General features: G+C 67.8%; 10 protein-coding genes. 1 reads left to right on the forward strand and 9 read right to left on the reverse strand.

Annotated features, from left to right (window positions below):
• Nucleotides 1–31: 31 nt before the first annotated feature.
• The 9 genes from muiA to gcl form a co-directional block, all read right to left on the reverse strand.
• The gene (muiA, locus tag VQ065_RS12635; protein WP_003087176.1) at nt 32–1,687 is read right to left on the reverse strand and encodes a mucoidy inhibitor MuiA; all 1,656 of its coding nucleotides are present in this window, start codon (nt 1,685–1,687) and stop codon (nt 32–34) included.
• A 123-nt stretch (nt 1,688–1,810) separates the two neighbouring features.
• Nucleotides 1,811–2,437 carry an HD domain-containing protein gene (locus tag VQ065_RS12640; protein WP_003083175.1) on the reverse strand — a complete coding sequence of 209 codons (627 nt, stop codon included), beginning with the start codon at nt 2,435–2,437 and terminating at the stop codon, nt 1,811–1,813.
• Nucleotides 2,424–3,251 (reverse strand): ion transporter, encoded by an 828-nt coding sequence (locus VQ065_RS12645; protein WP_340080409.1) that lies wholly within the window; start codon nt 3,249–3,251, stop codon nt 2,424–2,426. The genes VQ065_RS12640 and VQ065_RS12645 overlap by 14 nt, the downstream gene beginning before the upstream one ends.
• 64 nt (nt 3,252–3,315) lie before the next feature.
• On the reverse strand, nt 3,316–4,230 hold the full coding sequence (locus tag VQ065_RS12650) for an urea transporter (RefSeq protein WP_003087177.1): 915 nt from the start codon (nt 4,228–4,230) through the stop codon (nt 3,316–3,318).
• A gap of 366 nt (nt 4,231–4,596) precedes the next feature.
• Complete coding sequence (gene pyk, locus VQ065_RS12655; RefSeq protein WP_003087178.1) at nt 4,597–6,030, reverse strand: pyruvate kinase; 1,434 nt, start codon at nt 6,028–6,030, stop codon at nt 4,597–4,599.
• 1 nt (nt 6,031) lies between these two features.
• Complete coding sequence (locus VQ065_RS12660; protein ID WP_003087179.1) at nt 6,032–7,297, reverse strand: glycerate kinase type-2 family protein; 1,266 nt, start codon at nt 7,295–7,297, stop codon at nt 6,032–6,034.
• Between the two features lie 296 nt (nt 7,298–7,593).
• Nucleotides 7,594–8,484 carry a 2-hydroxy-3-oxopropionate reductase gene (locus VQ065_RS12665; RefSeq protein WP_003087180.1) on the reverse strand — a complete coding sequence of 297 codons (891 nt, stop codon included), beginning with the start codon at nt 8,482–8,484 and terminating at the stop codon, nt 7,594–7,596.
• A 74-nt stretch (nt 8,485–8,558) separates the two neighbouring features.
• Entirely contained in the window at nt 8,559–9,341 is a 783-nt protein-coding gene (gene hyi / locus VQ065_RS12670) for a hydroxypyruvate isomerase (protein ID WP_003087181.1), read from the reverse strand.
• Between the two features lie 95 nt (nt 9,342–9,436).
• On the reverse strand, nt 9,437–11,212 hold the full coding sequence (gene gcl, locus VQ065_RS12675; RefSeq protein WP_003087182.1) for a glyoxylate carboligase: 1,776 nt from the start codon (nt 11,210–11,212) through the stop codon (nt 9,437–9,439).
• Nucleotides 11,213–11,540: 328 nt separating this feature from the next.
• Here gcl and VQ065_RS12680 point away from each other — a divergent pair, with 328 nt between their 5' ends.
• Nucleotides 11,541–11,972, forward strand: coding sequence for a GlcG/HbpS family heme-binding protein (locus tag VQ065_RS12680; protein ID WP_003083199.1), 432 nt, complete (start codon nt 11,541–11,543; stop codon nt 11,970–11,972).
• The last annotated feature ends 395 nt before the right edge of the window (nt 11,973–12,367 follow it).

Genomic DNA, 12,367 nt, shown 5'->3' on the forward strand with positions numbered 1-12,367 from the left:
GCCTATGCCGCGGCCGGCGCTTTGGCCAGCGCTAGTCGAGGCCGCTGACCGCCAGGTCCTTGGGATACTCCACGCTGAACTTCAGGGCGGCGCTGCGTTTCTCGCCGGGTTGCAGGGTCCAGTCCCACTTCAGCTTGCCGTCGTCCTCGCGCTTGATTTCCTGCGCCTTGGGTTCCAGCAAGGTGACCTGGATCTGCTCGTTGCGCGAGACCGGCAACTGGTCCTCGAACTGCACGCGTTCGGCGTTCTTGTGGTTGTTGCGCACGTCGATGCGGAATTCGTAGTTGACCCGCGTGCGGTTGCCGATCAGGCCGCTGCTGTCGGTGTAGCGCTTGACCAGCTTGCGTTCGATGCCGATGCCCTCGTCGGCGCCCAGTGCCAGTTCGAAGCTTTCCCCGGGCATCACCCCGCGCAGATGGCCGCTGGCGACGAAGCTGTTGCCGAGAAAGGTATTCAGGGTGCCGGGGAGCAGCGGGTAGTCGCTGTCGTTGCGGGTTTCCGCCTCCAGGTAGGCGGTTTCGCGCAGGGCCGGGGCCGCCAGGTAGCGCAGCTTGGCCGGCATTTCCAGGCGGGCGATGGTGACCTTCTGCGCGCTGCCGTCGCTGTTCAGGGTCGCCGGCACGGGGATGTGGAAAGAGGCGCTGGCGGCTCCGCTGCTGACCTCCGCGGTGGCGAGCCGCGCCTCGGCCAGCTTCGGCGCCGAGGCCGGCATGGCCATCTTCGCCGAGGTCCTGGCGATGGGCGCGGCTTGCGGCATGGGCGCCGGAGCGTCCTGCATGGCCATCTCGGCACCGTAGTAGGCGTTGGGCGCGTCGATGTCGACGATCCAGGGATTCAGCCGCGGTACGTTGCCGCCCAGGGCCGGACGGGCGGTGGAGAGGGTCAGGTCGATGTCGGTCCAGTCTTCGCCGCTGCTCTGCCGGACCAGGCCCTGGTAGGTCAGTTCGATGGTCTTCGCGCCGTCGCGCAGGCGCGCGTCGTAGGTCGGCTGCCAGGAGGCGTCGCGCAGGGTGTAGTCGAGCTTCACCTCGACCTGTGCCGGTTGCTCCAGGGCGACCCGCAGGACCGCGCGCTTGAAGCGCTTGCCGTCGCCGTTGAGGGTGCCGCGCTGCTCCTGCAACTGCTGCTTGCGCTGTTCCAGTTCGGCGGCGCGGTCGTCCAGCTGGCGCTGCTCGGCGAGCAGGCGTTCGAGGTTGCCTTCGGTCAGTTGCAGCAGGCTCTTCAGCTCGTCGATGCCGGGCATGGGGCGATCCTTGCCGGGCTGGGTGCTGCCGCTCTGGATGTCGGCGAGGAACTTCTTCTGCGCTTCGAGCACGCTGCCGCGGTCATGGATTTCCCGCAGTTGCCGGTCTATCTCGCGCAGTTGCTGGTCGAGTTGCTGCACACGGTTGTCGTCCGGGCGCTCGACCCGTTGCGCGGCGCTGCTGACGTCGAGCAGGGTGGCGGCGGCGCTGGCGCCGAGGGACGCGCGCAGGCTGGCGTCGTCGAGCTGGAAGGGCAGTTGCTCCAGGGCGATCTCATGCTGGCCCTTGGGCAATTGCAGGCGGGCGGTGCGGGTGACCACGGCACGGTCGGCGTAGACGGTGACCGCGCTGATGCGGCTGTCGACCGCTTGTGGCGCGGCCAGCAACGGAGCGCTGGCGAACAGGCCGGCGAACAGGAGCGGAGAGGCGGCGAGTCGATTCACGATATCTCTTCCTTGGGCGGATGGAGGGGCGAGGAACCCGTGCGTGCGGTTCCTTCCTGCTGCCTGAGACGCAAGCACGGCGAAAGACGGGTTAAGCGGCGCGAAGAAATTTTCCCGTGCGGCTCAGGCCGGCTGTTCCAGGCGCTCCAGGGCACCGCGCAGGTTGGCGCGGGCGGCGGCCTCCCAGCGCTGCCGCAGCGGTTCGCAGTGGTACAGCGCCGGTTGCTCCAGCAACTGGCGCAGCAACTTGCCGCGCCCGGCGCGGAACAGCGGTTCCGGCACCCAGGCGTATTCGGCGCGGACGTCCGCCTCGTAGCGTGCGTAGACCGGCGCCGGCGCGGCGAGGATGGCGAGGTCGAGATCCACCACCAGGGCTGCGTCGGCGTCTCCCGGCGGCGCCTGGTGACAAGTGGCCATGATCAGTTCGCGCAGGGCCGGCCGCAGCGCCGCCAGCCCGGCCTGGTCGAGCCAGCGCTCGGTGCTGGCGGCGCTGGCGGCCTCGTTGTCCTGGCGCTGGGTGTCGTAGACCAGGTCGTGGGTCCACAACGCCAGCTCCACCAGGTCCGGCCGCCGCGCCAGTTGGCGCCAGCGGTCGAAGTGCTCCAGGCAGGCGAGGATGTGGCGATCGCTGTGGTAGTGCCGGTCGGCCCCGCCATAGGCCGCCAGCAGCGCGTCGAAGGCATCCGCCGGCGGGTTGCCGCCGAGTCGCTGCCAGAGGGCGTCCCAGCGCTGCCGGTCAAGACTTCCCATGGCTGCCTTCCTCGCGAGGGAACAACGGGTTGCCGCAGCGGCAGCAGAATGCCGCCTGCACTTCGTGGGTCGCCTTGCGGCACACCGGGCAATCCCGCTGCAACAGGTTGGCCGGGTCCTGGCGCATCGCGGTGGCGAGTTCGGCGGTGAAGATCCCGGTGGGCACCGCGATGATCGAGTAGCCGGTGAGCATCACCAGGCTGGCGATGGCCTGGCCGAGCGGGGTCTTCGGGGTGATGTCGCCGAAGCCGACCGTGGTGAGGGTGACGATCGCCCAGTAGATGCCGCGGGGGATGCTGGTGAAACCGTGCTCCGGGCCTTCGACCACGTACATCAGCGCGCCGAACACGGTGACCAGGGTCATCACGGTGAGGAAGAACACGATGATCTTCTGCTTGCTGCCGCGCAGGGCGGTGAGCAGGAAATTGGCCTGGCTCAGGTACTGGCGCAGCATGCGTATCACCCGGACGATCAGCAGGTACTGGGCGTCGGGGTAGAGCAGGGCGAGGAAGCCGGGGAGGATCGCCAGCAGGTCGACCAGGCCGTAGAAGCTGAAGGCATAGCGCAGCGGCTTGGGCGAGCAGTACAGGCGCAGCAGGTATTCCACCAGGAAGATGCCGGTGAAGCCCCATTCGATGTAGGCCAGCAGGTCGCCGTAGTCCTGGTGGATCTCGTCGATGCTGTCGATCATCACTACCAGCAGGCTGGCCAGGATCACCAGCAGCAGCGCGCTGTCGAAGCGCCGGCCGTCGCGGGTGTCGGTCTGGAAGATGACGATGTAGAGGCGTTCGCGCCAGCTGTCGGGTGCGCTCATCGTGGCTCCTGATGATGGATGCGGCACCTTACCAGACTAGCCCGCCGGCGCCAGCGTTCCCTGCTCAGGAGCGCCGCCGGCCGAGGCGCGCGCCGAGGCTGCCGGCCAGGCGCAGGTAAAGGCGCTCGCCGCCAATGCAGAGCAGGCAGGCGAGGATGAACGGTGCGGTCAGCGCCGGCAGGCCGAGCAGGCCGAACAGCGGTTGCAGTGCCACCGCCAGGCCCATGCCGAGCAGTGGCGGCCAGGCGCTGCGGTAGCGCAAGGCCAGGGCCAGCCCGGCAAGGGCGGTGTTCAGGCCGTAGAGCCCGGCGAGCGCGCTCGCCCAGTCGTAGCCCAGCAGCCAGGCCAGCGGCAGGCTGGCCGCGGCGCCGGCGAGGGCCCAGGCGGCCGAGGGACGCGAGACCAGCAGCAGGCCGAGCCAGACCAGCAGCCCTGCCAGCGGTTCACCGAGGAAGATGATCTCGCCGATCCCCAGCGTTAGCGCCGCCAGCTCCGCCGTGCCGCTCCAGGCGCAGCTGAAGCAGCCGCCATGGGCCGCCGGGGCCAGGCCTAGCCAGGCGCCGAGGGGCACCAGCCACCAGCTGTTGAGGACGAAGCCCAGGGTATAGGGCGGTAGCCAGCGGCGTCGGCGCAGCCCATGCAGGAACAGGCGCTGCAACGCCACGCTGGCCAGGCAGCCGAGCGCTACCAGCGACACCAGCCCCGGCGACCAGGCGAAGCGGAATGCCAGCAGCATGCCGATCAGCACGGCGTTGTAGCCGTACAGCCCGGCCTCGATGTCGCTGTCGGCGCAGTGCAACAGGCGCGCCAGCAACGGGCCGAGGGCGCCGCCAAGGAGGGCGCCGGCGAGCAGCGGCGGCGCGCCGACGGCGATCGCCAGCAGGCAGGCCAGGCCCAGGCGTGGGTCGCCCTGGAGGAACACCTGGCTGATGCCGCGCAGGAGGATTCGGGATGCATTGAGGAGAGATTGCAGGGGCATGGCGGTCAGTGCGGCAAGGGCCGCTCGGCAGGCACGGAGATGCCAGGCCTGCGCGAGGGGCGGGGGTGGTCATTGTAGAGTCTGGCGCGGAGGCGACGCACCCCGGACGAGAAGGCCAGGCGAGGGTCATGCATGCAGGGCGTTCCAAGAAGAAAAAAAGACCTCCGGCAGGAGTTGAACCGGAGGCCTTGAATGTCCATGGCCTGCATGGGAGTGCGCGAGGGAGGCCATGGTCCGACAAGAAGGTCTTTCCCGGATGGATGGAGACGCGGCCCCGTATTTCCGGCCCCATCCATCCGAGAGAGACAAGGGTGGCCCGACCCGCATGCCCGGGGGGACGGCGCGAGCCGGACCGAACTCGTTGCTTCAGAGATCTCCCAGCGGCGGCGCCACGGTCTCGATGCGCAGCATGTTGGTCGAGCCGGGGCGACCGAACGGCACGCCGGCGGTGACCACCACGGTGTCGCCGCGGCGCGCCATGCGCTGGGCCAGGGCGATGTCGAGGGCGGTCGAGCAGATCTCGTCGACGTGCGCCAGTTGCTCGTTGACCACCGAATACACGCCCCAGGCCACGGTCAGTCGCCGCGCGGTACGCAGGTTCGGGGTCAGGCTGAGGATCGGCGCCTTGGGCCGCTCGCGGGCGGCGCGCAGGGTCGAGTTGCCCGACTCGGTGTAGTTCACCAGCACCGCCACCGGGAGGATCCGGCTGACCCGGCGGATCGCGCAGCTGATCGCATCGGAGACGGTAGCGTCGGGCTGCGGACGGTTGACCTCGAGCTGGACGTGGTAGTCCGGCTCGGCCTCCACCTGGCGGACGATCTTCGCCATCATCTCTACCGCCTCGCGAGGGTATTGTCCGGAAGCGGTTTCCGCCGAGAGCATCACCGCGTCGGCGCCGGCGCCCACCGCGGTGGCTACGTCGGTCACCTCGGCGCGGGTCGGGGCGGGGGAGAAGCGCATCGACTCGAGCATCTGGGTGGCCACCACCACCGGCTTGCCGAGCTGGCGGCAGACCTGGACGATGCGTTTCTGGATGCCCGGCACGCTCTCCGCCGGCACCTCTACGCCGAGGTCGCCGCGCGCCACCATGATCGCGTCGGCGCGCTCGGCGATCGCCTCGATGGCGCTCACCGCGCTGGGCTTCTCGATCTTGGCCATGAGGAAGGCCTTGTCGCCGATCAGCCCACGGGCCTCGTCGATGTCCTCCGGGCGTTGCACGAAGGACAGCGCCACCCAGTCGACCCCCAGTTCCAGGCCGAAGGCCAGGTCGCGGCGGTCCTTGTCGGTCAGCGGGCTGAGTTGCAGCACCGCTTCCGGCACGTTGACGCCCTTGCGATCGGACAGCTCGCCACCCACCGCCACGCGGGTCTCGATGGCGTCGCTGTGGCCGTTGACCACTTCCAGGCGGATCTTGCCGTCGTCCAGTAGCAGGCTCATGCCCGGTTCCAGGGCATGGATGATCTCCGGATGCGGCAGGTTGACCCGCCGCTCGTCGCCGGGGGCGTCGCTGAGGTCGAGGGTGAAGGTCTGCCCACGCTGCAATTGCACGGCACCGGCGGCGAAGCGGCCGACCCGCAGCTTCGGACCCTGCAGGTCCATGAGCACGCCGATCGGGTAGTTCAGCTCCGCTTCCACCTCGCGCACCCAGGCGAAGCGCTGCGCGTGATCGGCGTAGTCGCCGTGGCTGAAGTTCAGGCGGAACAGGTTGGCGCCGGCCTCCACCAGGGCACGGATATCGTCTCGGCTGCGGGTGGCCGGGCCGAGGGTGGCGAGGATCTTGGCTTTCTTGTCGGCTGTCATGTCAGGACTCGAGGATGAGAATGGCGCGGAAGTCGTTCACGTTGGTGCGGGTCGGTCCGGTCACCAGCAGGTCGCCGAGGGCCTGGAAATAGCCGTAGCCGTTGTTGTCGTCGAGCTCGTCGCGGAACTTCAGCCCGGCCTTTTCGCCGCGCGCATGGGAGCAGGGCGTCATCAGCGCGCCGGCGTTGTCTTCCGAGCCGTCGATGCCGTCGGTGTCGCCGGCCAGGGCCCAGATGTTCGGTTCGCCCTTTAGCTCGGCGGTGAGGCTGAGGAGGAACTCGGCGTTGCGTCCGCCGCGACCGTTGCCGCGCACGGTGACGGTGGTCTCGCCGCCGGAGAGGATCACGCAGGGCGCCGCCAGCGGCTGGCCGTGCTTGCGGATCTGCCGGGCGATGCCGGCGTGGACCTTGGCGACTTCCCGCGCTTCGCCCTCCAGGTCGCCGAGGATCAGCGTCGAGAAGCCGGCCGCGCGGCACTTCACCGCTGCTGCGTCGAGGGCGTTCTGTGGCGTGGCGATCAACTGGAAGTGGCTGCGCGCCAGGTAGGGGTCGTCGGGCTTGACGGTTTCCGAACGTGGGTCGGCGAGCCAGTCGAGGACGTTCTGCGGCACGTCGATGGCGTAGCGCCTGAGGATCGCCAGGGCGTCGGCGGAGGTGGTCGGGTCGCCGACGCTGGGGCCGGAGGCGATCACCGTGGCCTCGTCGCCGGGAACGTCGGAAATCGCGTAGGTATAGACGCTGGCCGGCCAGCAGGCCTTGGCCAGGCGACCGCCCTTGATCGCCGAGAGGTGCTTGCGCACGCAGTTCATCTCGCCGATGGCGGCGCCGGACTTGAGCAGCGCCTTGTTTACCGCCTGCTTGTCCGCCAGGCCGATGCCTTCGGCAGGCAGCGAAAGCAGTGCGGAGCCGCCGCCGGAGAGAAGGAAGATCACCCGGTCGCTCTCGTTCAGGCCGCTGATCAGTTCCAGCACGCGACGGGCGACGCGCTCGCCGGCGTCGTCGGGCACCGGATGGGAGGCTTCCACCACCTCGATGCGACTGCATTGCGCGCCGTAGCGGTAAGGCGCCACTACCAGGCCCTGGATCTCGCCCTGCCAGTGCTTCTCCACCACTTCGGCCATGGCTCCGGCGGCCTTGCCGGCACCGATGACGATGGCGCGCCCGCTGCGATCTTCCGGCAGGTGGTCGGCCAGCACCTGGTAGGGATGGCCGGCTGCCACCGCGGTATTGAACAGCTCGGTGAGAAAGGCGCGTGGATCGGTACTCATGACAGGCTCCGAATTTCTTGTTGTCGTGCCGCCGGTCGGACCGGCGGTCGCAGCGTCGTCGACGCTTCCATTCCGCAGCACCCGCGCCGGCGGGAACTGGGGAATGGAAGCGAGGCGCCCGGACGCAGAGGCCGTGAATCTCCCGGCCGGGCGTTCGCTTCCTTTACCCCGCCTTGTGGGCGGGGAAGGAAGAGGGCGGCGGCGAACACCGGAGTTCGCCGACCGTTCCTCTCCCCGAGCCCTTCGAAAAGGGGTTCGTCGCTCCGCGCGGGGTGACGGCCCGCGCGGACTGCGGATCACTCGTCGCGGATCGAGAAGTTGGCCATGTGCTCCAGGCCCTTGATCAGCGCCGAGTGGTCCCAGTTACTGCCGCCGATGGCCGCGCAGGTGCTGAACACCTGCTGGGCGTTGGCGGTGTTGGGCAGGTTCAGGTTCAGCTCGCGGGCGCCGGCCAGGGCCAGGTTGAGGTCCTTTTGGTGCAGGCTGATGCGGAAGCCCGGGTCGAAGGTGCCCTTGACCATGCGTTCGCCGTGCACCTCGAGGATCCGCGAGGAGGCGAAGCCACCCATCAGCGCCTCGCGCACCTTGGCCGGATCGGCGCCGTTGCGGGCGGCGAACAGCAGGGCCTCGGCGACCGCCTGGATGTTCAGCGCGACGATGATCTGGTTGGCCACCTTGGCGGTCTGGCCGTCGCCGTTGCCGCCGACGCGGGTGATGTTCTTGCCCATCGCCTGGAACAGCGGCAAGGCGCGTTCGAAGGTGTTCGGGCAGCCGCCGACCATGATGCTCAGGGTCGCCGCCTTGGCGCCGACCTCGCCGCCGGAGACCGGGGCGTCCAGGTACTGCGCGCCGGTAGCCTTGATCTTCTCGGCGAAGCCCTTGGTGGCGGTGGGGGAGATCGAACTCATGTCGATCACCACCTTGTTCGGGCCGACGCCCTCGGCGATACCGTCCTTGCGGAACAGCACATCCTCGACCTGCGGGGTGTCCGGCACCATGACGATGATGAACTCGGCTTCCTGGGCCACTTCCTTCGGGTTGGCCAGGGCAATGGCGCCGGCCTCCAGCAGGTCGGCCGGAGCGGCGTCGTGGTGGGTGGAAAGGAACAGGCTGTGGCCGGCCTTCTGCAGGTTCTGCGCCATGGGCTTGCCCATGATTCCGGTGCCGATGAATCCGATCTTGGCCATGAGAGTGTCTCCTGGTTCTGTCTGTCGAGTGGCTCCGCGCAGGGAGGCGGGAGCGTCTTGTTCGTGGGGGCGGATCAGACGACGTTGTGCGTCTTCATCCAGCCGAGGCCGGCTTCGGTGGTGGTGGCCGGCTTGTACTCGCAGCCGATCCAGCCCTGGTAGCCGATGCGGTCCAGGTGCTCGAAGAGGAAGCGGTAGTTGATCTCGCCGGTGCCCGGTTCGTGGCGGCCGGGGTTGTCGGCGAGTTGCACGTGGTTGATCGCCGCCAACTGGTTTTCCAGGGTGCGGGCCAGGTCGCCTTCCATGATCTGCATGTGATAGATGTCGTATTGCAGGAACAGGTTGGCGCTGCCGACCTTGTCGCGGATCTCCAGGGCCTGGCGGGTGTTCTGCAGGTAGAAGCCGGGGATGTCGAGGGTGTTGATCATCTCCATGACCAGGCGGATGCCTGCGGCTTCCAGCTTGTCGGCGGCGTAGCGCAGGTTGTCGACGAAGGTCTTCTCGACGCTGGCGCAGTCGTGCCCCTGCGGCCGGATCCCGGCGAGGCAGTTCACCTGGCGGTTGCCCAGCACCCTGGCGTAGGCAATGGCCTTGTCGACCCCCTCGCGGAACTCCTGGACCCGATCCGGGTGGCAGGCGATGCCGCGCTCGCCCTTGGCCCAGTCGCCGGCCGGCAGGTTGAACAGCACCTGTTCCAGGCCGTTGGCTTCCAGGCGGGCCTTGATCGCCTCGGCCTCGACGTCATAGGGGAAGAGGTACTCGACGCCGGCGAAGCCGGCCTTGGCGGCGGCGTCGAAGCGTTCGAGGAAATCCACCTCGGTGAACAGCATGGACAGGTTGGCGCAGAAACGGGGCATGTCTTGCTCCTATCGTTCGGTCAAACGTTCGGGAGGCCTTTCGCCGGGGGCAGGGTGCCGCACGCACCGTCCGCGCCTCCGGGAAAGGCCGGCGATCAGTCGAGCAGCGAGATGGCGGTCGGCGCGTCGGCGCCTTTCTCGGCCAGTTCCTCGAACTCGTTGATGGCGTTGATCTCGGTACCCATGGAGATGTTGGTGACGCGCTCCAGGATCACCTCGACCACCACCGGCACCTGGTGCTGTTGCATCAGTTCGCGGGCCTTGGCCAGGGCGGCGCCGATCTCGTTCGGGTCGAACACCCGGATCGCCTTGCAGCCCAGGCCCTCGACCACCGCGACGTGGTCGACGCCGTAGCCTTCCAGCTCGGGGGCGTTGATGTTGTCGAAGGCCAGCTGCACGCAATAGTCCATGTCGAAGCCGCGCTGCGCCTGGCGGATCAGGCCCAGGTAGGAGTTGTTCACCAGTACGTGGATATAGGGCAGCTTGAACTGCGCGCCGACCGCCAGTTCCTCGATCATGAACTGGAAGTCGTAGTCGCCGGAGAGCGCCACCACCTGGCGGCTCGGGTCGGCCTTGACCACTCCCAGCGCGGCGGGAATGGTCCAGCCCAGCGGGCCGGCCTGGCCGCAGTTGATCCAGTGGCGCGGCTGGTAGACATGGAGGAACTGTGCGCCGGCGATCTGCGACAGGCCGATGGTGCTGACGTAGCAGGCATCCTTGCCGAAGAACTCGTTCATCTCTTCGTAGACGCGCTGCGGTTTCACCGGCACGTTGTCGAAGTGGGTCTTGCGCTGCAGCGTGCGTTTGCGCTGCTGGCAGCTTTCCAGCCAGGCGGCGCGCGACTTCAGCTTGCCGGCGGCCTTCCACTCGCGGGCCACTTCGAGGAATGCGTCGAGGGCGGCGCCGGCGTCGGAGACGATGCCCAGGTCGGGCATGAACACCCGGCCGATCTGGGTCGGTTCGATGTCGACATGGATGAAGCGGCGACCTTCGGTATAGACCTCGACGCTGCCGGTGTGGCGGTTGGCCCAGCGGTTGCCGATGCCGAGCACCAGGTCGGATTCCAGCAGGGTGGCGTTGCCGTAGCGGTGCGAGGTCTGCAGGCCGACCATGCCGGCCATCTGTGGGTGGTCGTCGGGGATTACGCCCCAGCCCATCAGGGTCGGGATCACCGGGATGCCGGTCAGCTCGGCGAATTCGCGGAAGCGCTCGGCGGCGTCGGCGTTGAAGATGCCGCCGCCGGCCACCAGCAGCGGGCGCTCGGCTTCGTCGAGCATGGCCAGGACCTTCTCGGCCTGGACCCGGGTGGCCTTCGGCTTGCTCACCGGGAGGGGCTCGTAGGCGTCGATGTCGAACTCGATCTCGGCCATCTGTACGTCGAACGGCAGGTCGATCAGTACCGGGCCGGGCCGGTCGCTGCGCATCAGCTGGAAGGCCTTCTGGAATACGTAGGGGACCTGGGCCGGTTCCAGCACGGTGGTCGCCCACTTGGCCACCGGCGCGGCGATGCTGGAGATGTCGACCGCCTGGAAGTCTTCCTTGTGCAGGCGGGCGCGCGGTGCCTGGCCTGTGATGCAGAGAATCGGGATGGAGTCGGCGGAGGCGGAGTAGAGGCCGGTGATCATGTCGGTGCCGGCAGGGCCGGAGGTGCCGATGCAGACGCCGATGTTGCCGGCCTTGGTACGGGTGTAGCCCTCGGCCATGTGCGAGGCGCCTTCGACGTGACGGGCCAGGACATGGTCGATGCCGCCGATCTTCTTCAGCGCGGCGTACATGGGGTTGATCGCGGCACCGGGGACGCCGAACGCGGTATCCACGCCTTCGCGGCGCATCACCAGTACGGCGGCTTCGATTGCTCTCATTCTGGCCATCGTTTTGTTCCTCGTTCTTATACTAATTGTGTACAAAAGTTGGAACGATTCTAGGCAGAGGGGGAGCGCAAGGTCAAGATGGGTTGTATACGCTGGAAAAAGCCGCTGAAATCAATTTTTCCATAATAAAAACAATGAATTACCATTTTTGTTAGCAGGCTTATAAAACCAGCGTTTGAAAAAATGTATACAAAATTATGTTCATATTGTTCTGGAATGTTGCTTTCGTAGGGCCGGTCGGCTACTAGATTGGGTACAAATTTTCGAACGCGCCCGCATCGCGGGTGGTTTCCCGATTTCTAGCCTTAACAACTCGAGAGGAACGACCATGACCACCATCAGTCTGGAAACCGCGCTGGGCATTACCCGCCAGGCGCTGGCGGTGGGACGCGAGCTGTCCACCGCGCCCCTGACCATCGCGGTGCTCGATGCTGGCGGCCACCTGGTGGCGCTGCAGCGCGAGGACGGCGCCAGCATGCTGCGACCGCAGATCGCCATCGGCAAGGCCTGGGGCGCCGTGGCCCTGGGCAAGTCGTCGCGGCTGCTGGCGGCGGATGCGCAGCAGCGGCCTTCGTTCATTTCCGCGGTGAACACCCTGGCCCATGGCAATCTGGTTCCGGCGCCGGGTGGGGTGCTGATTCGCAACGACAAGGCAGAGGTGGTCGGCGCGGTCGGTATCAGCGGCGATACCTCGGATATCGACGAGCAATGCGCGATCCAGGGCGTGCTGGCGGTCGGGCTGGTGCCCGACGCCGGTTGAGCTTGCGGCCCGCTCACCAGGACCGGGCCTTCGCTCCCTTCTTCAGGTGGCGTACGCCGCCATCCACCAGAATCTCCGTGCCATACCTGCAGCGGGGCTCGTTCGAGGCCAGGAATAGCGCGGCACTGGCGATCTCCAGCGGCTCCCCCAGGCGTCCCGGCCAATCTTCTCCCTCAGCGCCTGGGCGGCCTCGAGATCGGTAGCGGCCTTGTCCAGCGCTGGCGTCCGGGTCGGCCCCGGGCTCAGGGCGTTGACCCGGATACCGTGCTCGAGCAACTCCGCCGATAGCGTCCAGGCGAGGTGTATGCGGAGCTGCCGCCGCGGGTCGAATACCGCGTCACGCCGCTCGGTGCGAAGCCGGCGCTGGGGCGGGGGCGGCACGCGATTGAGCGTGC

It is taken from the genome of Pseudomonas sp. KBN10P06128 (assembly GCF_037574945.1).
GTDB classification, from domain to species: domain Bacteria; phylum Pseudomonadota; class Gammaproteobacteria; order Pseudomonadales; family Pseudomonadaceae; genus Pseudomonas; species Pseudomonas aeruginosa.